Here is a 24,365-nt window from a genome sequence, read left to right as displayed (position 1 = left end):
TCATGTCGCTGGCGGGGAAGACGCTGATCATGTCCGGCGGGAGCCGGGGGATCGGGGAGGCGATCGCGGTGCGGGCGGCCCGTGACGGGGCGAACGTGGCGTTGCTGGCCAAGACCACCGAGCCCCATCCGAAGCTGCCCGGCACCATCTACACCGCCGCGAAGGCGATCGAGGACGCGGGCGGCCACGCGCTGCCCGTCGTGTGCGACGTCCGCGACGACGACGCCGTGGCCGCGGCCGTGGCGAAGACCGCCGAGCAGTTCGGCGGCATCGACATCGTGGTCAACAACGCCAGCGCGATCGACCTGAGCCCGACCGAAGCGATCGGCATGAAGCGCTACGACCTGATGCAGGACATCAACGCGCGCGGCTCGTTCCTGTTGTCGAAGCTCGCGATCCCGCACCTGCGCCGGGCGGCCAACGCACACATCCTCACCCTCTCCCCGCCGATCCGCCTCGAGCCGAAGTGGTTCGAGGCCGGGCACCTGGCCTACAGCATCGCCAAGTACTCGATGAGCCTGGTGACCGTGGGGCTCTCGGCGGAGCTGCGCGCGGACGGCATCGCGGCGAACTCGCTGTGGCCGCGCACGACGATCGACACCGCGGCGATCCGCAACGTCGTCGGCGCCGCACTGGCGAACTACTCCAGGACACCGGAGATCATGGCCGACGCCGCGTACGTCGTCCTCAACCGGCCGAGCACCGAGGCCACCGGTAACTTCTACCTCGACGACGAGGTGCTCGCCGCCGAAGGCGTCACCGACCTGTCGAAGTACCGGCTGTGCGAGCGGGAAGAGGACCTGCAGCTGGACTTCTGGGTGGAGCGGTCCTGAGCACCCCCGCCCGCGAGCCGCGGCAGGAGCGCAGCCGCACGACCCGGCGGCGGCTGATCGACGCCGCCGTCGAATGCCTCGGCGAGCTCGGCTGGAGCGGCACCACGGTCGCGGAGATCGCGCAGCGGGCCGGGGTGTCGCGCGGCGCCGCGCAGCACCACTTCCGCACCCGCGAGGACCTGGTGACCGCGGCCGTCGAGTACCTCGGCGAGGTGCAGGTCGCGCAGCTGCGCTTGCGTGCCGAGCAGCTGCCGCCGGGGGAGTCGCGCATCGAACCGGTCGTCGACATGCTGCTCAACCTCTACACCGGCGCGATGTTCCGCGCCGCCCTGCACCTGTGGGTGGCGGCGTCGAGCGACGACGCGCTGCGGGCGGTCCTCGCGCCCTTGGAGGCGCGCGTCGGGCGCGAGGCGCACCGGGTGGCGCTGGAGCTGCTGGGCGTGGACGAGGCCCATCCGGGCGTGCGGGAGATGGTCCAGGCCACCCTCGACCTGGCTCGCGGGCTGGGCCTGGCGAACCTGCTCTCCGACGACGAACGTCGCCGCGCGCGGATCATCCACCAGTGGGCGCGGGTGCTCGGTTCGAGCCTGCCGGAACCGGGCGACACGCCGAAGCGTCCCAGAAAGCGGGAAATCACCGGGCTCGCGCGCTAACACTAATGGAGCAGTGTGCGATGACCCAGTGCACACAGTTTCAACCGAGGGGGTTGATACCCGTGGTCGACGACCTATCGCATCGCGCGATGGCCATGCTGCGAGCAGTGGCCGATGGACGCGCGGTGATGTCGAGCAGCTGCGAACCGGACCTGTTCATCGACGGCGTGCCGTGCTGCGACCAGATGACGGCGCACGCGCTGGCGCACGGCGGCTACATCCGGGCCGCCGGTGGTGGCTCCGCCGAGCTGACCGCCGCCGGCCGCGGCGCCCTCACGGCCTTCACGCTCGCCGCCTGAGCTCTCGCGTCCTCGGGCCGAGCAGCAGGTACAGACCGCCCGCGAGCACGAAGCCGACGAAGAACGTGACGTCGCCGATCGCGGGCACCGCCTTGGGCACCGGCGCGGTGTAGAGCGACTGGTTCGCGAAGAACACGATCGACACCACCGCGCCCACGAGGAACGAGACCAGCCCCGCCCAGCCCCGCCGTGACCGGTCCGCCAGGAGCGTGTCCGCCGCCCGTCCCCGGCGCAGGTACTGGTCGGCGAACACGACGGCCAGCCACGGGCTGATCCAGTACGAGATCACCAGCAGGAAGTTCTCGTACGCCTCGCCCGCGTCGGAGAGCCCCGCCCAGGCCAGCACGAACCCGATCGCGCCGAAGCCCAGCGCGACGATCGCCCGGCGCCAGGCCAGCGGCAGCCGGATGCCCAGGCACAGGAACGCGAGCGCCCCCGAGTACACGTTCAGCGCGTTGGCCGCGACCGCGCCCAGTGCGATCGCCAGCAGCGTGATCGCCGAGAGCCAGCCGGGCATGTGCCCGGTGAACGCCGCGGTCGGGCTCGCCGCCGCACCGGTGCCGCCGATCGTGGCCGAGGCCGCGCCCGCCGCCATCAGCACGGTGCACGAGACGAACAGGCCCAGCCCGGCGGACCAGCCGACCGCGCGGCCGCGGGCGATCGCCGGGAGGTAGCGGGTGTAGTCGGCGGCGTAGGGGTTCCAGCCGGCCGCGTACCCGAAGGCGGCGCCCGTGGTCAGCAGGAACCCGCCGACGCCGCCGCCCCCGCCCGGCGCGGCGGGATGCGCCTTGGCGAAGGTGAACACGGTCGCGATCAGGAAGATCACCGCGAGCACGCCGAAGATGTACTTCTCGTACGCCTGCACGAGGTTGTGCCCGAAGAACGCGATCCCGATCTGCAGCGCCACGATGATGATCAGGCAGGGCAGCACGGGCAGCCCGGTGAGGGTGTTGAGCGCGAACGCGCCGCTCACGCTGTTCACCGCGAACCAGCCGATGCCGGCCGTCACCGACATCAGCGCCGCGGGCACCAGGTTGCCCCAGTAGCCGAAGCCGAGGCGGCTGAGCACCATCTGCGGCACGCCGTGCCTGGGCCCGCGCGCGGAGAGGATGCCGTGCGAGAGCGCGCCGAGGGCGTTGCCGAGCACGGCGGCGAGCAGCGTCTGCCAGAAGCTCAGCCCGAACGCCGACACCCCGAGCACCCCGACGAAGATCGTGGCGAACTCCAGGTTCGGCGAGGACCAGGTCCAGAACAGCTGCCGGGGACGGCCGTGCTTGTCGGCCGCGGCCACCGGCTCGATCCCGCCCGGTTCGACCGCGACGACCTTGTCGCCGTACCGGCCCGGTTGCGCCTCTGCCGTGGTTGCCATGCGAGCACCGTAAAGGGGCGATGTTGCGCCGATGTTGCGATCAGCCGACCGTGATCGCGTCGAGCTTCCCGCGCAGGTACTCCGAGGCGACGACGGGCGGGTGGGACGTGCGCCCGCGCGGCGGGGCGAGCGAGTCGATGCGGGCGTCGTGATCGGTCTCGTAGAAGAAGATCAGCGACACCAGGTCCTCGTCGGGGGCGCTCGCGTGCGGGGGCAGCACGCGGTGGCGGGTCGAGCGCCAGCGGTCGCCGGTCCAGCGGGCCATCAGGTCGCCGATGTTGATCGTGAACGCCGCCGGGTCGAACGGCGCGTCCTCCCACTCGCCGTCGCTGGTGCAGACCTGCAGGCCGCCGACGCCCGCCTCGCGGTCCAGCACCGTGACGGTGCCGAAGTCGGTGTGCGGGCCGATGCGGAACTGTCCGCTCTCCGGCGTGCCGACCCGGGTCATCGGCGGGTACCAGTTGACGTTGAACGTGTACGTCGGATGGCCGGTGTGGCGGGTGAAATGCGCGGGCTCCAGGTCCAGGGCGGCGGCGAAGACCGTGAGCAGCTCGTCCGACAGCGAGCGCATGCGCGTCATGTACTCGCGGGCCGTCGCGGCCAGTTCCGGCACCTCGGCGGGGAAGACGTTCGGCTGGAACCAGAACGAGTCGACCTCCGGGATGCCGACGGTCGCCTCGGCGCCGGCCGAGTAGGACTCCTTGAGGTCCGGCGGGGTCTCGGTGCCCTCGGCGTAGCCGTTGGCCTCCACGCCCGGCGGCAGCCAGCCGCGGCCGCCGACCGACACCGAGTACCGCGCCTTGACCTCCTGCGGCAGTGCGAAGAACGCGCGGGACAGCTCGCGCGTGCGCGCCCGCAGCTCGTCCGGCACGCCGTGCCCGGTGACCAGCAGGAAGCCGGAGTCCTGCAGCGCCCGGTCGACCCGGGCCGCCACGTCCGCCCGGTCGCGTGCGGTGCCGTCGAACCACGGAGCCAGGTCGATCAGCGGAACCGAGCCCACGGGATGCCTCCTACGACGAGGTGCCGATGTCTTCGAACCACAGGTCGGGGTGTTCGGCGATGAACTCCGTCATGAGCGCGACGCAGGCCGGGTCGTCGAGGACGGTCACGGACACGCCGTGTTCGGCGAGCCAGTCGTGGCCTCCGGAGAAGGTCCGCGCCTCGCCGATGACGACGTGCGGAATGCTGAACTGCCGCACCAGCCCGCTGCAATACCAGCAGGGCGAGAGCGTGGTCACCATCACCGTGTCGCGGTAGTGCGCCCGGCGCCCCGCGTCGCGGAACGCGGCGGTCTCCGCGTGCGTCGACGGGTCGTCGTCCTGGACCCGGCGGTTGTGCCCGCGGCCCAGCAGCTCACCGTCCACAGTGAACAGTGCCGCGCCGATCGGGACCCCGCCCTCGGACTTGCCGAGCAGGGCTTCTTCGCGGGCGACGGCGAGCAGCCGGGCCGGGTCGAGATCCATGGGCTCACCCTAGAGGAGAAACTTCCGGATGTCGGCGACCAGCAGCTCCGGCTGCTCCATCGCCGCGAAGTGCCCGCCGCGGTCGTACTCGGTCCAGTGCACGATGTTGTTGGTCTTCTCCGCCAGCCGGCGGACCGGGAGGACGAGGTCCTTCGGGAACACCGCGACGCCGGTGGGCGTGGCCGAGGGCTGCGGCCGGGCCCGCCAGACCCGCGCCGACTCCTTGTAGAGCCGGGCCGACGAGCCCGCGGTGCCGGTCAGCCAGTACAGCATCACGTTGGTCAGCAGCTGGTCGCGGTCGACGGCGTCCTCGGGCGCGCTCGCCGAATCGGTCCACTCGAAGAACTTCTCGGCGATCCAGGCCAGCTGGCCCACGGGGGAGTCGTGCAGGCCGTAGGCCAGGGTCTGCGGGCGCTGCGACTGGATCGTGCTGTAGCCGGACAGCTCGCGCTGGTACCGGGCCCCGGTCGCGGCCCGCCGCTGCTCGTCTTCGCTGAGCTCCTCGTCGTCGCGGAGGCCGCCGATCATCGTCACGTGCACCGCCGTGACGTGCTCGGCGTCCAGCCGGCCCAGCTCGCGGGAGATCTGCGAACCCCAGTCCCCGCCGTGCGCGGCGTAGCGGTCGTAGCCGAGGCGGTGCATGAGCTCCGCCCAGGCCCGCGCGACGCGGAAGACATCCCAGCCCGCTTCCGTGGTGGGCCCGGAGAAGCCGTAGCCGGGGATCGACGGCACGACGAGGTGGAAGTCCTGCGACAGAGGTTCCAGGATCTGCAGGAACTCCGCCACGGAACCGGGCCAGCCGTGCGTGACGATCAGCGGCAGGGCGTCCTCGCGCGGGGCGCGCACGTGCAGGAAGTGCACCTGCTGGCCGTCGATCTCGGTGCGGAACTGCGGGAACTCGTTGAGCCGGCGCTCCTGGGCGCGCCAGTCGTACTCGTGGCGCCAGTGCCGGGCGAGGTCCTTCAGGTAGTCGAGCGGGACGCCGTGGTCCCACCCGACGCCGGGCAGCTCGTCGGGCCAGCGGGTCAGGTCCAGCCGCGCGTGCAGGTCGTCGAGCCGGGCCTGCGGGATGTCGATGCGGAAAGGGTGCATGAGCCCACCGTAGGGCGGATCACGCGCCCGCCGGGAGGTTACCGACCGCTTAGTATGTACGGTACCGTCATGCCCGTGGCGAGGAGGCTTTCCCGGTGCTCAGGCAGGGGCGCCGAGCATGCGCAGCACCAGCTCGCCGTACTCCCGGCCCAGCGCCTTGGGGGTCTTGCCCATCCGATCGCTGTACCAGCGGGCCACGTCCACCCCGAGCGAGAGCACGGCGCGCGCCGCCGTCCGCAGGTCGCCCACGCTGAACTCGCCCTTCTCGACACCCTCGGCGATCACCTCGCGAACCAGGTGCTCGATGCGCCGCCGCAAGTCGGCGACCACGGCGTACTCCTGCGCCGGCAGCGCCTGCAGCTCGTACTGCACCACGCGCGCCACCGTGTGCCGCCGCGCGTGCCACGCCACGAAGTCCTCGACGATCTTGCGCATCCGCTCCCGCGGGCTCTCCGCGCGCCCGGCGACGCTCTCGACGAGCGTGAGGGTCTGCTCGTGCCCGCTCTGGCTGATCGCGAACAGCAGCGCGGCCTTGGACGGGAAGTGCACGTAGAGCGCGGCCGGGCTCATGCCGGCGGCCGCGGCGATGTCGCGTGTGGTGGTCGCGTGGTAGCCGCGTTCGGCGAAGGACTCGACCGCGGCGAGCATCAGCCTGCGGGCAGCGTCGGGCTGCACGTCGGGCCACAGTTCGGCGGACAGCGAGACAGTCATCCCCGAATCCTCTCAGTGGGGGCGGACTTGACACACAGGTCCGGCTCCGCACAGTGTAAGCGGGCGCTTAGCCAGGCCCCGGAGTGGACAGGAGAAGGTCAGTGAACTCCCTCAAGGACCGCGTCGCGATCGTGACCGGGGCGAGCCGGGGCATCGGGCTCGGCGTCGCCCGCGAGCTGGTCCAGCGCGGCGCGAAGGTGTGCGTCACCGCCCGCAAGCCCGAGCCGCTGGCCGAGGCGGTCAACGAGCTCGGCGGCCCGGACGTCGCCATCGCCGTGCCCGGCAAGGCGGACGACACCGATCACCAGCAGGAGGCGGTCGCGAAGACGATCGAGACCTTCGGCAGGCTGGACATGCTCGTCAACAACACCGGGATCAACCCGGCCTACGGCCCGGTCACCGACATCGACCCGGCGGCCGCGGCGAAGATCCTCGGGGTGAACGTGCTGGCCCCGCTGTCGTGGATCAAGCTCGCCCGGGATGCGTGGATGGGTGAGCACGGCGGCTCGGTCGTCAACGTCGCCTCGATCGCCGGCCTGCGGGCCTCGCCCGGCATCGGCATGTACGGGGTGAGCAAGGCCGCGCTGATCCGGCTGACCGTGGAGCTCGGCGTGGAGCTGGGCCCGAAGATCCGCGTCAACGCCGTCGCCCCGGCCGTGGTCAAGACCAAGTTCGCGACCGCGCTGTACGAGGGCCGCGAGGAAGAGGTGGCGTCGCACTACCCGCTCAAGCGCCTGGGCGTGCCGGAGGACGTCGCCGCCGCGGTCGCTTTCCTGCTCTCGGACGAGGCGGGCTGGATGACCGGGCAGACGATCGTGCTCGACGGCGGCAGCGCGCTCGGCGGTGGGCTGTGATCACGGAGCTGAAGGGCGCCGGCGTCGTCATCACCGGCGGTGGCGGCGGGATCGGCGGCGCGCTGGCCCGCCGGTTCGCCGCGGAAGGCGCGCGGGTCGTGGTCGCCGACCTGGACGGGGATGCCGCCGCCCGGGTCGCCGACGAGGTGAACGGCAGCTGGCTCGCCGTGGACGCCGCGTCGGAGCCCGGGGTCGAGCAGCTCATCACCGCCGCGAAGGGCGAGCTGGGCACCATCGACCTGTTCTGCGCCAACGCGGGCATCGCGCCGCACGGCACCGAGGCCAGCCCGGAGGACGTCTGGGCGCGGGCCTGGGACGTGAACGTGATGGCGCACATCCGGGCCGCGAAGCTGCTGCTGCCGGACTGGCTCGAGCGCGGGAAGGGGCACTTCCTCGCGACCGTGTCGGCCGCCGGGCTGCTGACCATCCTCGGCTCGGCGCCGTATGCGGTGACCAAGCACGGCGCGCTCGCCTTCGCCGAATGGCTGAGCGCGACCTACCGGCACCGCGGCATCACGGTGCAGGCGATCTGCCCGCAGGGCGTGCGCACGAACATGCTCGCGGGCACCGGCACGGGTGGCGAGATGATCATGGGCGCCTCCGCGATCGCGCCGGAGAAGGTCGCCGACACGGTCATGGAAGCGTTCTCGGACGGGCGGTTCCTGGTGCTGCCGCATCCGGAGGTGGCGGACTACTACGCCCGCCGTGCCACCGAGACCGATCGCTGGCTGGGCGGGATGAACAAGCTGCAGCGGAAGATCGAGCAGGCGACCGGTCAGGGCTGAGCGGGGCGCGCTCGCCCAGGTGCAGCCGCAGCATCGCGGCTCGGGACCAGGACGGCGGGCGCCCCCGCAGCGAGACCACGATCATCACCGCGAACGCCAGCGGCACCGCCCACGGGGCGGGCCGCGCGACCAGCACGGCGACCCAGCCGTCCAGACGCGGCCCGGACAGCGCGAGCAGGATCGAGGCGGAGACGGTCAGCAGGCCGGTCAGCACGCCCGCGATCGCACCGGGGGCGGTCAGCCGTGGCCACCAGATGCCCAGCACCAGCAGCGGGCAGAAGGTGGCCGCGGCGACGGTGAACGCCCAGGTCACCAGCACGTCCGCGTCGATGGGGGCGGCAGGCAGCGCGAGCAGCACGACGACGGCCGCCGTCACCAGCACGGTGCCGCGCAGTGTGCGCAGGCCGCCGGACATCAGGTCGTGCGCCGTGGCCCCGGACACGACGAGCAGCAGCCCGAGCGAGGTCGCGAGGAACGCGGCGAACGCGCCGGCCGTGAGCAGCGCGGTGAACGTGGTGCCCGCCCAGCCGGTGTCGACCTGGCTGGGCAGCGCGACGACCGCCGTGTCCGTCGCGCCGGAGAGGTACAACTGCGGCACCAGGACCTTTCCGAGCGTGCCGTACACGCCGGGGATCAGGTAGAAGACGCTGAGCAGGCCGATGGTGATCGCCGCCGTGCGGCGGGCGGCGCGGCCGTCGGGGCTGGTGTGGAACCGCATGATCACGTGCGGCAGGCCCATCGTGCCGAGCACGGTCGCGGCGAGCACGGCGAGCGTGCCCAGCAGCGGGTGCCCGTCGCCGCCGAGGTCGAGCAGCGGCCGCTCCCAGCCCGGCGCGCCCGGCAGCCGCCCGCCACCGGCGTGCGGGACCGGCGCCCCGGCGGGGAACACCACGTGCTCGCCCGAACCCATCGACAGCTCGCCCGGGGGGTACACGTGCAGGACCCCGTCCGGCCCGCGGACCGGGGTGGGCCGGTCGAGCCGCAGGGTCACGTCCACCTCGAAGGTCACCGCGGTGTCCTTGGCGAACTGGGTGAACTGCACCGGGTGCACGGCCTCGTAGCGCACGGCGGGACCGACGGTGAGCACCAGCCACAGCGCGGGGACCACCAGCAGCACCAGCTTCAGCACGAACTGGAACGCCTGCACGTAGGTCGCCGCGCGCATCCCGCCGAGGGCGAGCGTGACGCTGACCGCCGCGCCCGCGATCACCACGCCGACCCAGTACGGGGTCCCGCTGACGACGCTGAGCACGAGACCGGCCGTGCGGAACTGCGGGATCAGGTACAGCACGCCGATCACCAGCACGGTGACCGCGGTCAGCCGCCGCAGTGCGGGGGAGGCCAGGCGTGCCTCGGCGAAACCGGGCACGGTGAGCGCGCCGGACCGGCGCATCGGCGCGGCGACGAGCGAGAGCATCGCGAGGTAGCCCGCGGTGAAGCCGACGGTGTACCAGAGCGCGCCGACACCGTCCTTGACGAGCATGCCGGCGACGCCGAGGAACGAGGCGGCGGACAGGTACTCACCGGAGACGGCCGCGGAGTTCAGCACCGGCGAGATCCGCCGCGAGGCGACCAGGAAGTCCGAGGTCGTGCGCATCGCGGCGACCCCGCGCACGCCGATCAGCAGCGTGAGGAGCACGACCGGCAGCACGGCGACCGCGGCGATCACCGGTCGTCCTCGATCTCCTCCGCGCGGCGCAGCTGCCACGCCGCGAGCAGCACCATCACCGGGAACGGCAGCACCCCGAGCATCAGCCAGGACAGCGGGATCCCGCCGACCCGCACCTGGTCGAGGCCGGGCAGCAGGGTGAACACCACCGGCAGTCCACACAGGAGGGTCAGCAGCCCGGCCAGGGTGAGCAGGGCCGGCCGCCGCTGCCTGCGGTAGAGCGACAGGGCACGGGCGGACTCGGCGGCGTCGAGGCGCGGCGTCCGCCACGGGCCGCTCGCCCGGCGGTGGGCGTGCGCCAGCCTGGTCTGCGGGCTGGTGACCGCGACGCGCCTGGTGCGGCTCACCGGCTCAGCTCGCCCTGCCGCGCGGCCTCCAGCAAGCGCTCTCTCAGCTCGCGGGAGTGCCGCCGGCTCACCGGGACGTCCCCGGCGCCGGTGTGCGCGAGGAGCCCGCCGACGGAGTCGCTGCGCAGCTCGCGCACCGCCCGCAGGGCGACGAGGTAGCCGCGGTGGACGCGGGCGAACCCGCTGGACTCCCAGTACTCCTCCAGCCGCGCCATCGGCATCCGCACCTCGTGCACCCCGGCGCCGGTGTGCAGGCGGACGTGGTCCCCGTGGGCCTCGACGAAGTGGACGTCGTCCCGGTGGACGTACCGCGTGCGCCCCTGGGCCTCCACGGCGAGCGCGGGCAACGTCTCCGGCGCCGGCGGGACCGGCGAGCGCAGCGCGTGCACCATCCGGTTGACCTTCGTCAGGGCCGCCGACAGCCGCTCCGCGCGGATCGGCTTGAGCACGTAGTCGACCGCGCCCACCCCGAACGCGGTCAGCGCGTGCTTGTCGTGGGCGGTGACGAAGACGAGCACCGGGGGAGTGTTCAGCTTGGACAGCAGCGAGGCGAGCTCGAGCCCGTCCATCCCGGGCATCGCGATGTCGAGGAACGCCGCGTCGAACCCGCCGGCCTGGATGCTCCTGACCGCGCTCAGCGGGTCGGCGACGGCGGTCACCTCGCCGACCTCCGGGCAGTCGTGCAGCATCCGGGCCAGCTCGTCGAGGGCCGGGCGCAGGTCGTCGACCGCGAGCACGCGCAGTCCGGTCACGGCAGCACCCCCGGCTGGAACCGCGGCACCCGGACCAGCACCTTGGTGCCTGCTCCCGGCGCCGTGTGGACCACCAGGCCGAACCACGGCCCGTACACCGTGCGCAGTCGTCTGTCCACATTGGCCAGTCCCACGCTGCCGGGGCTGCCCTTCCCCGCGAGGATCTCCCTGGCCAGCTCGGGCTCCATGCCCACGCCGTCGTCCTCGACGCTGATCACGCAGTCGTTTCCCTCCGCCTCGCCGCGGACCTGCACCGTACCGGTACCCGCGCGCGGCTCGATGCCGTGCCGGATCGCGTTCTCCACCAGCGGTTCGAGCACCAGGTAGGGGATCGCGACCGGGAGCACCTCGGGCGCGACCCGGACCTGCACGTGCAGCCGGTCGCCCAGCACCGCCTTCTGCAGCGCCAGGTATGTCTCGATGGCGTGGAACTCCTCGGCGAGCACGGTGTACTCGTTGTGTTTCGCCAGGCTGTAACGGGTGTAGTCGGCGAAGTCGAGCATCAGCTCCCGGGCGCGGTCCGGTTCGGAGCTCACCAGCGACGCGATCACCGTCAGTGCGTTGTAGACGAAGTGCGGGGAGATCTCGGCGCTGAGCGCCCGCAGCTCCGCCTGCGCCGCCTGGTCGGCCGAGGCCTCGAGCTTGCCGCGCTCCAGCGCGTGTTCCACGAGCGCCGCGGCCTCGCGGACCGTGGCGGCGGGCACCGTCCCGGCCACGAGCAGCACCCCGCCCGGCTCGTCGTGCACGTGTAACGGGACCGCGACCAGTGGCGACTTTCCTTGCACCGCCTCGTGATGCAGCGCGTCGCGGACCAGCTCGGCGACGGTTCCGGACGGCGGCGACTCACCCGACCAAACAGTCGTACCGGACAGATCGCTGAGACCGGCCGCGTCGGCACCGATCAGCTGCCGGAGCCGGCGCAGCGCCCGGCGGGCCCGGGGAGCGCCGGGGCCACCCTGGATCTCATGGTTGATCCGCCGCGCCGCCGCGAGCGTGGCCGCGGGATCCGGCCTCGTCTGAAGCATCGCACCACCCCATCACCGCCGACGGTCGGTGGCCGATTGTAGGCCGACGCTCGTCCACCGTTCGTCCCGGGATGGCTACCGTCCGTCGTGGACCCCGTGACCACAGGCGCAGCGCGCCTCTATCGTCGCGACCCGCGACGAGCGGAGAAACGGGAGCCGGCACATGAGCAACGAGGCGTTGTCGAACCTGCTGACCGAAAGCAGGACATTTCCACCATCGGAGGACTTTACCGCCAACGCCAACGAAAAGGCCGAGTCGTACCTGCGGGCTGACTCCGATCGTGAGGCGTTTTGGGCGGAGCAGGCGGAGCGGTTGTCGTGGGATACGAAGTGGTCGCGGGTGGTGGATTGGTCGGGGGCGCCGTTCGCGAAGTGGTTCGTGGGTGGCAAGTTGAATGTGGCTTATAACTGTGTGGATCGGCATGTGGAGGCCGGGCACGGGGAGCAGGTCGCGATCCATTGGGTGGGTGAGCCCGGGGATACCCGCGATATCACCTATGGCGAGTTGAAGGACGAGGTGTCCCGGGCGGCGAATGCGTTGTTGTCGTTGGGGGTGGGTGCGGGGGATCGGGTGGCGATCCAGTTGCAGATGATCCCGGAGGCGATCATCGCGATGTTGGCGTGTGCCCGGATCGGTGCGTTGCATTCGGTGGTGTTCGGCGGGTTTTCCCCGACGGCGTTGCGTTCGCGGGTGGATGACGCCGAGGCGAAGGTGGTGATCACCTCGGATGGGCAGTACCGGCGGGGGAAGGCCGCCCCGATGAAGGCCAACGTCGATGAGGCCCTGGAGGGGGCGGCGTCGGTGCAGAAGGTGGTGGTGGTGCGCCGCACCGGCCAGGAGGTGCCGATGGCCGAGGGCCGGGATGTGTGGTGGCACGAGCTGGTGGGGGCGGCCTCGAGTGAGCACACGCCGGAGGCGTTCGACGCGGAGCACCCGTTGTTCATCCTCTACACCAGTGGTACCACCGGGAAACCGAAGGGGATCCTGCACACCTCGGGTGGTTATCTGACCCAGACGGCCTATACCCATCACGTGGTGTTCGATCACAAGCCGGGTCAGGACGTGTACTGGTGCACCGCGGATATCGGGTGGGTGACGGGGCATTCCTACATCGTGTACGGGCCGTTGGCCAACCGGGTGACGCAGGTGGTGTACGAGGGCACCCCGAACACCCCGCACGAGGGGCGGCACTGGGAGATCATCCAGAACTACAAGGTGTCGATCTACTACACCGCCCCCACCCTGATCCGCACGTTCATGAAGTGGGGCGATGACATCCCCGCCAAGTACGACCTCTCCAGCCTGCGGGTGCTGGGCAGCGTCGGGGAGCCGATCAACCCCGAGGCGTGGATGTGGTACCGCGAACACATCGGCGCGGGCAAGGCCCCGGTCGTGGACACCTGGTGGCAGACCGAGACCGGGGCGATCATGATCTCCCCGCTGCCCGGGGTGACCGCGACCAAACCGGGCTCGGCGCAGACCGCGTTGCCGGGGATCTCCGCGATCGTGGTCGACGACGCCGGGAAGGAGGTGCCCCCGGGCGGGGGCGGCTATCTGGTGCTGGACAAGCCGTGGCCCTCGATGCTGCGCGGGATCTGGGGCGATGAGGAACGGTTCAAGGAAACCTACTGGTCGCGTTTCGCCGAGGCGGGCTACTACTTCGCCGGGGACGGCGCGAAATACGACAACGACGGCGACATCTGGCTGCTCGGGCGGGTGGATGACGTGATGAACGTGTCCGGGCACCGCATCTCCACCACCGAGGTCGAGTCCGCGCTGGTGTCACACCCCACCGTCGCCGAAGCCGCCGTGGTCGGTGCCTCCGACGACACCACCGGCCAGGGCATCGTCGCGTTCGTCATCCTGCGCGGCAACGCCGTCGACGGCGGTGAGGAAGCCGTGCAGGAACTGCGCAACCACGTCGCCAAGGAAATCGGGCCCATCGCCAAACCCCGCCAGATCATGGTCGTGCCCGAACTACCCAAAACCCGCTCCGGCAAAATCATGCGCCGCCTCCTGCGCGACGTCGCCGAAAACCGCCAGATCGGCGACGTCACCACCCTCGCCGACTCCAGCGTCATGGACCTCATCTCCAGCGGCCTGCAATCCGGCAAGAACGAAGAATGACAAGGGAGTTCTCTCGATGAGCACGACAGAAGAAGACCACTCGACCGTGCCGGCACCGGTCGGGCCGGTAGACCCGACGAAGCACATCGCCGACCCGGGCCCGCTCGGGCTGGCCGGCTTCGCCGCGACCACCTTTGTGCTGAGCGCCGTGAACGCGGGGCTGGTGCCGAAGTCGGTCGAGCCGGTCGTGCTGCCGCTGGCCCTGTTCTACGGTGGCCTCGCGCAGCTGCTGGCCGGGATGTGGGAGTTCCGCAAGAACAACACGTTCGGTGCCACCGCGTTCGCCACCTACGGCGCGTTCTGGCTCTCGTTCGCCTTCTACGTCTGGCAGTTCGCGGGCAAGATCCCCGCCTCCGACGCGGCGACCGCGACCGGCATGTTCCTGCTGGTGTTCACCATCTTCACCGCCTACATGGCCGTCGCGTCCCTGCGCACCAGCGTGGCGCTCGTGGCCGTGGTGACGCTGCTGTTCCTGACCTTCCTGTTCCTGACGATCGGGGAGTTCTCCGGCTCCGACGGCATCGGGAAGCTCGGCGGCTGGCTGGGCCTGGTGACCGCTGTGCTCGCCTGGTACACGTCGTTCGCCGTCGTGCTGAACAGCACGTTCAAGCGGACCGTGCTGCCGGTGGTGCCGCTCGCGCCGAACTGATCCCACAGGGAAAGCTCCGAAGGACCCGGCGGTGCCCGCCGGGTCCTTCGGTGTACGGCGGGCCGGTGCACAAACCAGCCGGTCGGTATGCTCGGACCATGGTCGGTGACGGGGTGCCCGGCCGCCTGCTCTCGGCGGCGACGAAGCTCTTCGCGCAGAAGGGGTTCGACCGCACGTCCGTGCAGGAGATCGTGGCGGCCGCCGGGGTCACCAAGGGCGCGATGTACCACTACTTCGGCTCGAAGGACGACCTGCTGTCGGAGATCTACGGCCGGGTGCTGCGCCTGCAGACCGAACAGCTGGAGAAGGTCGCCGCCACCGAGGCGCCGGTACCGGAACGGCTGCGCCGTGCGGCGCTCGACGTCGTCGTCAGCACCATCGAGAACCTCGACGACACCAAGATCTTCCTGCAGTCGGTGCACCAGCTCAGTCCGGACAGGAGCAGGGCCGTCCGGGCCGAGCGGCGCCGCTATCACGAGCGCTTCCGCTCACTGATCGAGGAGGGCCAGCGGGCCGGGGTGTTCCGCGCCGACAAGCCGGCCGACATCGTCGTCGACTTCTTCTTCGGGTCGGTGCACCACCTGGGCGCGTGGTACCGCACCAGCGGCAAGCTCTCCGCGCACCAGGTGGGGGAGCACTACGCCGGGTTGCTCCTGGGCGCGTTGCGTCCCTGACCTCCTCAGGCCGGCAGGTCCACCAGCTTCGCCAGTGCCGCCCGGTGCCGTCCCGGCGTGCCCAGCGCCAGCTCGTCGCTCTTGGCACGCTTGAGGTAGAGGTGCGCCGGGTGCTCCCAGGTCATCCCGATCCCGCCGTGCAGCTGGATGGCCTCCTCGGCGGCGTGCACCGCGACCGACGCGCACGCCGACTGTGCCACCGCGACCGCGATGGCGACGTCCCGGCCGTCGGCCAGCGCGTCCGCGGCGTTGCGGGCCGCCGCGCGGGCGGTGACGAGCTCCAGGTACAGGTCGGCGAGGCGGTGCTTGAGCGCCTGGAACGAGCCGACCGGGCGGCCGAACTGGTAGCGCTGCTTGACGTAGCCGACAGTCTCGTCGAGACACCACTGCGCCACCCCGAGCTGTTCGGACGCGAGCAGCCCGGCGCCCACGAGCAGCGCGTGCTGCAGCGCTTCCGCGGCGCGGTCCGGTCCGGCGAGCAGCCGCCCGGCGGCACCGTCCACGGTGACGTCCGCGAGGCGGCGCGTCAGGTCGAGCGAGGTCGCCTCGGTGACCGTCGCGCCCTCGACCGCGTACAACCCCGGCCCGTCCGGTCCGAGCGCGGGCACCACCAGCACATCGGCGACGGACGCGTCCGCGACCAGGCCGATCCGTCCACTGAGGACACCGTCCGCGTCGGCCCGCGCGGCGGTGGGGAACTCCGCGCCGGGCCACGTGCTCAGCGTGACCGCCAGCGCCCCGATCGCCTCGCCCGCGGCGAGCCTGCGCAGCAGCTGCCCGGACTCGTCCGAGTCGCACGCCAGCAGCGCCGAGGTCGCCAGCACCGCGCTGCCGAGGAACGGCACCGGCACCACGGCCCGGCCCAGCTCCTCCAGTACCACCGCGAGCTCGCGGGTGGACGCGCCCTGGCCGCCGAGCTCCTCGGGCACGTGCAGGCCCGCGGTGCCCAGCTCCGCCGCGAGGGTGCGCCACAGCTTCAGGTCGTACGGTTCGGCGCTCTCGGTCCTGGCCAGCACCGAGGCGGCGGCCGCCTTGTCGGCGAACAGGTCGCGGACACTCGCCCGGAGGTCCTCTTCGACCTCGGAGTACAGCAGATCACTCACCGCGGCAGGTCCTTCCAGGCGACGTCCTTGTCGACGCGGGGTTCCGAGGGCAGGCCGAGCACGCGCTCGGCGATGATGTTGCGCAGCACCTCGGAGGTGCCGCCCTCGATCGAGTTGCCCTTGGCCCGCAGGTAACGGTAGCCGGGCTCGCGGCCGACCATGTCCACCTTCTCCGGCCGCCGCAACGTCCATTCGTCGTAGCGCAGACCGTCCGCACCGGCGAGCTCCACCTCGAGCCCGGTCAGCGCCTGCTGCAGCTTCGCGAACGCCAGCTTCATCGCCGAGCCCTCCGGGCCCGGCGCGCCCACGGCGAGCTGCTGGCGCAGCCGCGAGCCCGCCAGGCGGGCGGTCTCCGCGTCGACCCACAGCCGCAGCAGCCGCTCGTGCAGATCCGGGGTGCGCAGCTCGGGGTGCTCGCGCCAGGTCTTCGCGACCATGCCCAGCAGCCCGCCCTCGCGCGGCATCGCGTTGCCGCCGATCGCGACGCGCTCGTTCATCAGCGTGGTCTGCGCGACCTTCCAGCCCTCGCCGACCGCGCCGAGCCGGTTGGCGTCTGGCAGCCGCACGTTCGACAGGAACACCTCGTTGAACTCGGCCTCGCCGGTCAGCTGCCGCAGCGGCCGCACGTCCACGCCCGGGTCGGTCATGTCGCACACGAAGTAGGTCATGCCCTGGTGCTTGGGCACGTCCGGGTCGGTGCGGGTGACCAGGATGGCGAACCGGGCGATGTGCGCGACCGAGGTCCACACCTTCTGCCCGTTGATCACCCAGTCGTCCCCGTCGCGCACCGCGCGGGTGCCCAGCGCGGCGAGGTCCGAGCCGGCGCCGGGCTCGGAGAACAGCTGGCACCACACCTCCTCGCCGGTCCACAGTGGACGAAGGTAGCGCTTCTTCTGCTCCTCGGTGCCGAACCGCAGGATCGTCGGCGCCGCCATGCCGAGCCCGATGCCGATGCGGCGCGGGTTGTTGTCCGGCGCGCCGGCCTTCGCGAACGCGCTGTCCACAACGGACTGCAGCGCGCGCGGCGCGTCCAGCCCGCCCAGCCCGGCGGGGTAGTGCACCCACGCCAGCCCGGCGTCGAACCGGGCCCGCAGGAACTCGAGCCGGCCGGTGCTCGCCGGGTCGTGTCCGGCCAGGAAGTCGCCGACCCGCTCCCGCAGGTCTTCCGCGGTGGTCACAGTGTTGTTCACCGAGCCTCCCGGTACTTCTTGAGCTCACGGTGCGCGAGCGAGCGCTTGTGCACCTCGTCGGGCCCGTCGGCGAAGCGCAGGGTCCGGATCCCGGCCCACATCTCCGCCAGCGGGAAGTCCTGCGACAGCCCGCCGGCGCCGTGCGCCTGGATGGCCTTGTCCACGATCCACTCCACGGTGGCCGGCGTCGCGATCTTGATCGCCTGGATCTCGGTGTGCGCACCCCGGTTGCCGACGGTGTCCATCAGCCACGCGGTCTTGAGCACCAGCGTCCGCAGCTGCTCGATCCGCACCCGCGACTCGGCGATCCAGTCCTGCACGACGCCCTGCTCGGCGATCGGCCTGCCGAAGGCGGTGCGCGCCAGGGTCCGGCGGCACATCAGCTCGATCGCCCGCTCGGCGATGCCGATCGAGCGCATGCAGTGGTGGATCCGGCCGGGGCCGAGCCGGGCCTGCGCGATGGCGAAACCGGCGCCCTCCTCGACGAGCAGGTTCTCCGCGGGCACCCGCACGTCGTCGAAGACCACCTCGGCGTGCCCGCCGTGCGAGCTGTCGTCGTAGCCGAACACCTTCATGCCGCGCTTGACGGTCAGGCCCGGGGTGTCGCGCGGGACCAGGACCTGGCTCTGCTGCCGGTGCGGCTCGGCCGATGGGTCGGTCTTGCCCATCACGATGAAGATCCTGCAGTTCGGGTTCATCGCGCCGGTGATGTACCACTTGCGGCCGTTGATCACGTACTCGTCGCCGTCGCGGATGATGCTCGTGGAGATGTTGCGCGCGTCGGAGGAGGCCACCTCGGGCTCGGTCATCGCGAACGCGGAGCGGATCTCCCCGTCCAGCAGCGGCTGCAGCCACTGCTTGCGCTGCTGCTCGGTGCCGAACATCGCCAGCACCTCCATGTTCCCGGTGTCCGGGGCCGCGCAGTTGAGCGCGATGGGGGCCAGGTGCGGGCTGCGGCCGGTGATCTCGGCCAGCGGCGCGTACTGCAGGTTGGTCAGCCCGGCGCCGTAGCCGTGCCCGCCGGCGTCGGAGGCACCGGCACCGCCGGGCAGGAAGAGGTTCCACAGGCCGCGCCTGCGCGCCTCGGCCTTCAGGTCCTCCACGACCGGTGGGGCCGACCACGGGTTCTCCCGCTCGGCCAGCTGTTCCTCGAACACGTGCTCGGCGGGGTAGATGTGGGAGTCCATGAATTCGAGGAGCTGCGCGCGAAGCTCCTCGGTGCGCGCATCGAATGCGAAGTCCATCGTCAGTCCTTGAGTGTCTCGTTGCCGAGCGCGACGAGCGGGGCGACCGCCTCGCCGATCTTGTCGAAGCCGGCGCCGACGGTCTGGCCCTTGCTGAAGCGGTAGAAGATCCCTTCGAGGATCACGGCGAGCTTGAAGAACGCGAAGCCCACATACCAGTTGAGCGCGGAGATGTCGCGACCCGAGCGCTGTGTGTAGCGCGCGACGACCTCGTCGACGCCGGGATAGCCGGGGGCGGTGCTGACGTTCGAGACCACCTCGAGGTTGACCTTGCCGCGTTCGGCGTAGGCGACCAGCAGCGCGAGGTCGGTCAGCGGGTCGCCGAGGGTGGACATCTCCCAGTCCAGCACCGCGGTGATCTTGTCGGTGCCGTCGACGAGGACGTTGTCGAGCCGGTAGTCGCCGTGCACGATCGCCGGCGCGCCCGAGGCCGGCAGGTGCTTCGCCAGCCGGTCGTGCAGCTGGTCGATGCCCTCGATGTCCCGGCTGCGCGAGGAGTCCAGCTGCTTCTTCCACCGCCGCAGCTGGCGCTCGAGAAAGCCCTCCGGGCGGCCGAAGTCCCCGAGCCCGACCTCCTCGGGGACCACCGCGTGCAGGTCGACGAGCGTGTCGACCAGCGAGTCCGCGATGGCCGCTGTGCGCTGCGGGCCGAGCGCTTCGAGCTCGGCCCGCGACCGGTACGGCGTGCCCTCGACGAACTCCATGACGTAGAACGGGGCGCCGATCACGGCGGTGTCCTGGCACAGCGTGACCGTCGCGGGCACCGGCACCTTCGTGGTGCGCAGGCCGCTGATCACCTTGTGCTCGCGGGCCATGTCGTGCGCGGTCGGCAGCACGTGCCCCAGCGGTGGGCGGCGGACCACCCAGCGGGACGCGCCGTCGCTCACGACGTAGGTGAGGTTCGACCGGCCGCCTTCCACGACCTCGCCGGTCAGCTCGCCCTTGACCAGGCCGGGCGCCTGCTCGTCGAGATGGGCGCGCAGCCGGGCCAGGTCCAGGCCCGGCGGGTCCTGCTGGGTCACGGGTGGCCTCCTTGCCTCCGGTACCGACCAGTCGGTATGTCCCCACGGTAGCGGCGGTCCGCCGCCCGCCGGGCTCGCGTCAGGCGAGCAGGCGGACGACGAACTCGGCGATGCAGGCGGGCTTCTGCTCGCCGTCGATCTCGACGGTCCAGCGCACCACGGCCTGCTTGCCGCCCGGCACGTCGGTGATCTCGGCGAGCTCGGCGGTGCCGCGCACCTTCGCGCCCACCTTGACCGGCATCGGGAACCGCACCTTGTTCAGGCCGTAGTTGATGCCCATCTTGAGCCCGTCGACGCGGTAGGTCGCGGCGCTCAGCCGCGGCAGCAGCGACAGGGTGAGGAACCCGTGCGCGATCGGGCCACCGAAGGGGCCCTGCTTCGCCTTCTCGACGTCCACGTGGATCCACTGGTGGTCCCCGGTCGCCTCGGCGAAGGTGTCGACCTGCTCCTGGGTGACGGTGTGCCACTCGCTGGTGCCCAGCTGCTCACCGGCCGCGGCGGCGAACTCGTCCAGGCTCGCAAAGACGCGCATGCTCAGTCCTTCGGTCCGCCGGCGACGTAGATGACCTGGCCGGAGACGAACCCGGCGCCCTCGCTCACCAGGAACGAGACGGTGTGCGCGATGTCGTCGGGCGTGCCGACGCGCTGGACCGGGATCTGCTGGGCCGCACCGGCCTTGAAGTCCTCGAACGAGACGCCGAGCCGCTCCGCGGTCGCCGCCGTCATGTCGGTGGCGATGAAGCCCGGGGCGATCGCGTTGGCGGTCACGTTGAACTTGCCGAGCTCGATCGCGAGGGTCTTGGTGAAGCCCTGCATGCCGGCCTTGGCGGCGGAGTAGTTGACCTGGCCGCGGTTGCCCAGCGCCGAGGTGCTGGACAGGTTGACGATCCGGCCCCACTTCTGGGCGGTCATGTGCTTCTGCACCGCGCGCGTCATCAGGAACGAGCCGCGCAGGTGCACGCCCAGCACCGAGTCCCAGTCCTGCTCGGTCATCTTGAAGATCAGGTTGTCGCGGGTGATGCCGGCGTTGTTGATCAGCACTGTGGGCGGCCCGAGCTCGTCGGCGACCTTCGAGACGGCGGCCTCGACCTGCTCGGCGTTGCTGACGTCCAGTGCGACTCCGGTGGCCTTGCCGCCGCCGGCGACGATGTCCTCCGCGCCCTGCTTGACAGCGGCCTCGTCCAGGTCCAGCAGGCCCACGGCGAACCCGTCGGCGGCGAGCCGCTGGGCGACGGCGGCACCGATACCCCGGCCGGCGCCGGTGACTATCGCGACGCGGGAGTGGGACTCGGTCACGTGTTTCCTCCTCGACGTTGAGCTAAGCGAGCGCTTAGAAAGCTACCGGTATCGGCCCGTGCGGGACAGGGGTGTAACCCATGTCACTGTGGGTTATCCGGTCGAGCGTAGTAGCGGGACGGCCAGGGTGGCGACCGCGAACAGTTCGTTGAGCGCCATGAGCCGTTGTACCAGGCCCAGCGGCACGAACGTCCACCACGGACCGCCGCCGGCGAGCATCACGACCACGCCCGTGAGGATCAGCGCGAACCAGCCGAGCGAGGTGATGCTCAGGATCCGGGCCACCCACCGCCACGGGGTGTCGGCGGGGAACGCGCGGCCGGCGGCGATCAGCAGCCCGACCGGCAGCACGACGAACCCGATCACGCTCGCGATGCGGTGCACGGTGCCGCCCGCACTCGGCCCGACGGCCCAGTCGGTCTTGGGGAAGGCGACGATCACGAGCAGGCTCGCCGTCCACACCGCGCCGGCGAACAGCGCCGCCGGGGGCAGCGTGTGCCGCAGGGCGTGCACGGCGAACAGCACCGCGGAACCGAGCGCGATGAGGACCAGTGCGAGGTTGAAGATCCACTTGTTGGTGCTCAGGCCGTACTCGCTGATCGTGCGGCGCAGCGGGCTGATCGTGTTCGTGGGGGGCAGGAACTGCAGCAGCAGTACGAGCAGTGCGCCGGCGGCGATCGCGATCACCCCGCCGGCGCCGATGAGCCCGGGGACGCGGCTGGGCTGGACCGTCGGCACGCTCATGATCCGATGGTACGAACGCCGGCGATAGGATTCCCGTATGGAGCAGCGGGTGCTGGGGCGGACCGGCCGGAGCGTGTCGGTGGTCGGGCTGGGGACGTGGCAGCTGGGCGCGGACTGGGGCGAGGTGAGCGCCGGGGACGCCAAGGCGGTGCTCGACGCGGCCGTGGCAGCGGGCGTGACCTTCTTCGACACCGCCGACGTCTACGGCGACGGCCGCAGCGAGCAGGTCATCGGCGAGTACCTGCGTGGCCGGGGCGGCGCGGACGTCTTCGTCGCCACGAAGATGGGGCGGCGCGCGAGCCTCGACCCGGCGAACTACACGCTGGAGAACTTCCGCGCGTGGACCGACCGGTCGCGGGCGAACCTAGGGGTGGACACCCTCGACCTCGTCCAGCTGCACTGCCCGCCCACGCCGGTCTACTCCGCCGACGCGGTGTACGACGCGCTCGACACCCTCGTGGCGCAGAAGCGGATCGCCGCTTACGGCGTGAGCGTGGAGACCTGCGACGAGGCGCTGACCGCGATCGCGCGGCCGGGCACCGCGAGCGTGCAGATCATCCTGAACCCGTTCCGGCTCAAGCCGCTCGAGCGGGTGCTGCCCGCGGCGGCCGAAGCCGGGGTCGGGATCATCGCGCGGGTGCCGCTGGCGTCGGGCCTGTTGTCCGGGCGGTACACGAAGGAGACCGTGTTCGCGCCGGACGACCACCGCACGTTCAACCGGCACGGCGAGGCGTTCGACCAGGGCGAGACCTTCTCGGGCGTCGACTTCGCGACCGGCGTCGAGGCGGCGGCCGAGTTCGGCGAGCTCGCGCCCGAGGGCGCCACCCCGGCGCAGACGGCGCTGCGGTGGATCATCCAGCAGCCGGGCGTGACCTCGGTGATCCCCGGTGCGCGGTCGCCGCGGCAGGCGCAGGCCAACGCGGCGGCGGCCGGCCTGGCGCCGTTGCCGCCGGAGACCCTCGACGCGGTGCGCTCGCTGTACGACCGCCGCATCCGCGCGCAGGTGCACGACCGCTGGTAGGGCTCAGGCGCGGGGGTCGGTGGCGGCGAGGACGCGGCCCAGGGCGGCGTGCAGCTGTTCGAGCTCGGCGAGGTCCATGCCCAGCTCCTGCACCACCTGGTACGGGATCTTCTCGGCATCCTTGCGGAAGGCGCGGCCCGCGCCGGTCAGCTCGACCGTCAGCGCGCGCTCGTCGGAGCGGTTGCGTTCACGCGTCACGTAGCCGAGCGCTTCGAGGCGTTTGAGCAGCGGTGAGAGGGTCGCGGGCTCGGCGCGCAGCGTGTCGCACAGGTCCTTCACCGTGCGCGGCGCCTTGTCCCACAACGCCAGCAGCACCAGGTACTGCGGATGCGTCAGCCCGTACGGCTTGAGCAGCGGCCGGTAGATCGCGATGACGCTGCGCGAGGCCACCGACAGCGCGAAGCAGACCTGCCGGTCCAGCGCAAGGGGGTCCGCGCCCAGGTCGACCGTCGCCATCGTCACTCCCGCTCCATTGATTAGTACGCTAATTATTAGTCTACTCTGTAGGTGTGAGACAACGACCGAACCCGCTGCAATGGACCTGGTACGCCCTCGGCGGCCGGCTGCCCGACCGGTGCCGCGAATGGGTTCTGCACGACACGACGTCGAGCACCTGGGTCTGGCGCCACGCCGCGCGCAGCACCGTGCTGGTCGGACCGCTGATGCTGGTGTGGCTGCTGCTGCCGGCGCCGATCGGGCTGCGGCTGGCACTGGTGCTGATGGCCGCGCTGGTCGGCTACTTCTACTCCTTCGTCTACATGGAGGAAGCGGCCGAGAACCGGCTGGCCAAGCACGGCTACCCGCGCGGCACCGGCAAGCGCGTCCGCGCGGAGGCGCACGCCGAGGAGGACGAGGAGGCCCGGCAGCGCTACATCGCCCGGTACCGGACACCTCATGAGTAGGGCTGTTTCCGACGGTGGTCGCCGGAGCGTGACCCGCTGGCGCACCGCCACGAGCCAGGCCAGCGCGAGGCCGCCCGAGTTGGTCGCGAAGTGCACCAGCCCGTACGCGAGCAGGCCGCGACCGGTGTGCCACCAGTAGAGGAACACCCCGGCCGCCGCGTTCTGCTCCAGCGCCGGCGACGGCAGCAGGTGCCAGAGCCCGAACAGCGCCGCGGCCCCGAGCACCGGGTCCCAGCGCCAGCGGTCCCCGGCGCCCAGCAACGCCGGCAGCACGCCGCGGAAGGCGACCTCCTCCACCAGCACCGTGCCCAGCGGGATGCGCACCAGGGCCAGCAGGAGCAGCTGCCCGAAGCCGGCCAGCCCGAGCTCGGCGAACGACAGCCCGGCGAGGCGGCCGGGCAGGACCAGCACGAGCGCGGTGAGTGCCCCGCACACCGGATACGCCCGGCCGGGCAGCACCCGGTTCGGCGAGGATCGGCACCGCGCAGGCCACGGCAGCGTGACGACGGCGTGACGTGCGGGCTCCCGGCCGTCGCGCGT

The 24,365-nt window shown here is 71.5% G+C and carries 26 protein-coding genes and 2 pseudogenes; 10 read left to right on the top strand and 18 right to left on the bottom strand.

The window, feature by feature from the left end; all coding sequences use genetic code 11:
* Positions 1-2: 2 nt before the first annotated feature.
* The 3 genes from LWP59_RS20820 (at position 3) to LWP59_RS20810 (ending at position 1,785) form a co-directional block, all read left to right on the top strand.
* Positions 3-833 carry an SDR family oxidoreductase gene (locus LWP59_RS20820; protein ID WP_144643118.1) on the top strand — a complete coding sequence of 277 codons (831 nt, stop codon included), beginning with the start codon at positions 3-5 and terminating at the stop codon, positions 831-833.
* Positions 830-1,486 (top strand): TetR/AcrR family transcriptional regulator, encoded by a 657-nt coding sequence (locus LWP59_RS20815; protein ID WP_144643135.1) that lies wholly within the window; start codon positions 830-832, stop codon positions 1,484-1,486. Before LWP59_RS20820 ends, LWP59_RS20815 begins: the two co-directional genes overlap by 4 nt.
* A gap of 89 nt (positions 1,487-1,575) precedes the next feature.
* A complete protein-coding gene (locus tag LWP59_RS20810) occupies positions 1,576-1,785 on the top strand; it encodes a hypothetical protein (protein ID WP_144643117.1) in 210 nt (69 codons plus the stop codon).
* Here the strand turns inward: LWP59_RS20810 and LWP59_RS20805 are convergent.
* The 5 genes from LWP59_RS20805 to LWP59_RS20785 form a co-directional block, all read right to left on the bottom strand.
* Positions 1,769-3,154: a purine-cytosine permease family protein gene (locus LWP59_RS20805; RefSeq protein ID WP_144643116.1), complete on the bottom strand. Its 1,386-nt coding sequence runs from the start codon at positions 3,152-3,154 to the stop codon at positions 1,769-1,771. The genes LWP59_RS20810 and LWP59_RS20805 overlap by 17 nt on opposite strands.
* Positions 3,155-3,194: 40 nt before the next feature.
* Positions 3,195-4,154, bottom strand: a complete 960-nt coding sequence (locus LWP59_RS20800; RefSeq protein ID WP_144643115.1) for an isopenicillin N synthase family dioxygenase — start codon at positions 4,152-4,154, stop codon at positions 3,195-3,197.
* A 10-nt stretch (positions 4,155-4,164) separates the two neighbouring features.
* On the bottom strand, positions 4,165-4,617 hold the full coding sequence (locus LWP59_RS20795) for a nucleoside deaminase (RefSeq protein ID WP_144643114.1): 453 nt from the start codon (positions 4,615-4,617) through the stop codon (positions 4,165-4,167).
* A 9-nt stretch (positions 4,618-4,626) separates the two neighbouring features.
* Positions 4,627-5,709 carry an epoxide hydrolase family protein gene (locus tag LWP59_RS20790; RefSeq protein ID WP_144643113.1) on the bottom strand — a complete coding sequence of 361 codons (1,083 nt, stop codon included), beginning with the start codon at positions 5,707-5,709 and terminating at the stop codon, positions 4,627-4,629.
* A gap of 99 nt (positions 5,710-5,808) precedes the next feature.
* A complete protein-coding gene (locus LWP59_RS20785; protein WP_144643112.1) occupies positions 5,809-6,420 on the bottom strand; it encodes a TetR/AcrR family transcriptional regulator in 612 nt (203 codons plus the stop codon).
* 101 nt (positions 6,421-6,521) lie between these two features.
* On the opposite strand from LWP59_RS20785, the gene LWP59_RS20780 reads away from it, so the two are divergent.
* Positions 6,522-7,274, top strand: coding sequence for an SDR family oxidoreductase (locus LWP59_RS20780; RefSeq protein ID WP_144643111.1), 753 nt, complete (start codon positions 6,522-6,524; stop codon positions 7,272-7,274).
* Positions 7,271-7,876 (top strand): annotated as a pseudogene (locus LWP59_RS20775) (SDR family oxidoreductase); the annotation flags it as partial. The gene LWP59_RS20780 and the pseudogene LWP59_RS20775, both read left to right, overlap by 4 nt.
* Positions 7,877-7,907: 31 nt before the next feature.
* Here LWP59_RS20775 and LWP59_RS20770 read toward each other — a convergent pair.
* From LWP59_RS20770 to LWP59_RS20755, 4 genes are read right to left on the bottom strand one after another with little or no spacing between them, the layout of a single operon-like run.
* Positions 7,908-9,728, bottom strand: coding sequence for a sodium/solute symporter (locus LWP59_RS20770; protein WP_229857240.1), 1,821 nt, complete (start codon positions 9,726-9,728; stop codon positions 7,908-7,910).
* Positions 9,725-10,075, bottom strand: a complete 351-nt coding sequence (locus LWP59_RS20765; RefSeq protein ID WP_144643109.1) for a hypothetical protein — start codon at positions 10,073-10,075, stop codon at positions 9,725-9,727. Before LWP59_RS20765 ends, LWP59_RS20770 begins: the two co-directional genes overlap by 4 nt.
* Positions 10,072-10,827, bottom strand: a complete 756-nt coding sequence (locus LWP59_RS20760; RefSeq protein WP_144643108.1) for a LytR/AlgR family response regulator transcription factor — start codon at positions 10,825-10,827, stop codon at positions 10,072-10,074. The genes LWP59_RS20765 and LWP59_RS20760 overlap by 4 nt, the downstream gene beginning before the upstream one ends.
* The gene (locus LWP59_RS20755) at positions 10,824-11,852 is read right to left on the bottom strand and encodes a sensor histidine kinase (RefSeq protein ID WP_144643107.1); all 1,029 of its coding nucleotides are present in this window, start codon (positions 11,850-11,852) and stop codon (positions 10,824-10,826) included. Before LWP59_RS20755 ends, LWP59_RS20760 begins: the two co-directional genes overlap by 4 nt.
* Before the next feature lie 163 nt (positions 11,853-12,015).
* Here LWP59_RS20755 and acs point away from each other — a divergent pair, with 163 nt between their 5' ends.
* From acs to LWP59_RS20740, 3 genes are all read left to right on the top strand, one after another.
* A complete protein-coding gene (gene acs / locus LWP59_RS20750; protein ID WP_233921919.1) occupies positions 12,016-13,980 on the top strand; it encodes an acetate--CoA ligase in 1,965 nt (654 codons plus the stop codon).
* A 16-nt stretch (positions 13,981-13,996) separates the two neighbouring features.
* Positions 13,997-14,629 carry an acetate uptake transporter gene (locus LWP59_RS20745; RefSeq protein WP_144642767.1) on the top strand — a complete coding sequence of 211 codons (633 nt, stop codon included), beginning with the start codon at positions 13,997-13,999 and terminating at the stop codon, positions 14,627-14,629.
* 98 nt (positions 14,630-14,727) lie between these two features.
* On the top strand, positions 14,728-15,303 hold the full coding sequence (locus LWP59_RS20740) for a TetR/AcrR family transcriptional regulator (RefSeq protein ID WP_144642766.1): 576 nt from the start codon (positions 14,728-14,730) through the stop codon (positions 15,301-15,303).
* A 5-nt stretch (positions 15,304-15,308) separates the two neighbouring features.
* Here LWP59_RS20740 and LWP59_RS20735 read toward each other — a convergent pair whose 3' ends face one another.
* From LWP59_RS20735 to LWP59_RS20705, 7 genes are all read right to left on the bottom strand, one after another.
* Positions 15,309-16,406, bottom strand: a complete 1,098-nt coding sequence (locus LWP59_RS20735; protein ID WP_144642765.1) for an acyl-CoA dehydrogenase family protein — start codon at positions 16,404-16,406, stop codon at positions 15,309-15,311.
* On the bottom strand, positions 16,403-17,596 hold the full coding sequence (locus tag LWP59_RS20730; protein ID WP_186383417.1) for an acyl-CoA dehydrogenase family protein: 1,194 nt from the start codon (positions 17,594-17,596) through the stop codon (positions 16,403-16,405). Before LWP59_RS20730 ends, LWP59_RS20735 begins: the two co-directional genes overlap by 4 nt.
* Positions 17,593-18,840 (bottom strand): acyl-CoA dehydrogenase family protein, encoded by a 1,248-nt coding sequence (locus LWP59_RS20725; RefSeq protein WP_144642764.1) that lies wholly within the window; start codon positions 18,838-18,840, stop codon positions 17,593-17,595. The genes LWP59_RS20730 and LWP59_RS20725 overlap by 4 nt, the downstream gene beginning before the upstream one ends.
* A gap of 2 nt (positions 18,841-18,842) precedes the next feature.
* A complete protein-coding gene (locus tag LWP59_RS20720; RefSeq protein WP_144642763.1) occupies positions 18,843-19,862 on the bottom strand; it encodes a phosphotransferase family protein in 1,020 nt (339 codons plus the stop codon).
* A gap of 79 nt (positions 19,863-19,941) precedes the next feature.
* Positions 19,942-20,394, bottom strand: coding sequence for a MaoC family dehydratase (locus LWP59_RS20715; protein ID WP_144642762.1), 453 nt, complete (start codon positions 20,392-20,394; stop codon positions 19,942-19,944).
* Between the two features lie 2 nt (positions 20,395-20,396).
* Entirely contained in the window at positions 20,397-21,158 is a 762-nt protein-coding gene (fabG, locus tag LWP59_RS20710; protein WP_144642761.1) for a 3-oxoacyl-ACP reductase FabG, read from the bottom strand.
* Between the two features lie 93 nt (positions 21,159-21,251).
* Entirely contained in the window at positions 21,252-21,902 is a 651-nt protein-coding gene (locus LWP59_RS20705; protein ID WP_144642760.1) for a DUF998 domain-containing protein, read from the bottom strand.
* A 37-nt stretch (positions 21,903-21,939) separates the two neighbouring features.
* Between LWP59_RS20705 and LWP59_RS20700 the strand changes: the two genes are divergently transcribed.
* Complete coding sequence (locus tag LWP59_RS20700; protein ID WP_144642759.1) at positions 21,940-22,923, top strand: aldo/keto reductase; 984 nt, start codon at positions 21,940-21,942, stop codon at positions 22,921-22,923.
* A gap of 3 nt (positions 22,924-22,926) precedes the next feature.
* Here the strand turns inward: LWP59_RS20700 and LWP59_RS20695 are convergent, their stop codons facing one another.
* Positions 22,927-23,379 carry a MarR family winged helix-turn-helix transcriptional regulator gene (locus LWP59_RS20695; RefSeq protein ID WP_144642771.1) on the bottom strand — a complete coding sequence of 151 codons (453 nt, stop codon included), beginning with the start codon at positions 23,377-23,379 and terminating at the stop codon, positions 22,927-22,929.
* A gap of 53 nt (positions 23,380-23,432) precedes the next feature.
* Between LWP59_RS20695 and LWP59_RS20690 the strand changes: the two genes are divergently transcribed.
* Positions 23,433-23,825, top strand: a complete 393-nt coding sequence (locus LWP59_RS20690; protein ID WP_144642758.1) for a DUF5313 family protein — start codon at positions 23,433-23,435, stop codon at positions 23,823-23,825.
* 135 nt (positions 23,826-23,960) lie between these two features.
* Here the strand turns inward: LWP59_RS20690 and LWP59_RS20685 are convergent.
* Positions 23,961-24,122, bottom strand: a pseudogene (locus LWP59_RS20685) (CPBP family glutamic-type intramembrane protease); the annotation flags it as partial.
* Positions 24,123-24,365: the final 243 nt, after the last annotated feature.

It is taken from the genome of Amycolatopsis acidiphila, assembly GCF_021391495.1.
Classification (GTDB): domain Bacteria; phylum Actinomycetota; class Actinomycetes; order Mycobacteriales; family Pseudonocardiaceae; genus Amycolatopsis_E; species Amycolatopsis_E acidiphila.
This window is presented reverse-complemented; position numbering and strand designations above follow the sequence as displayed.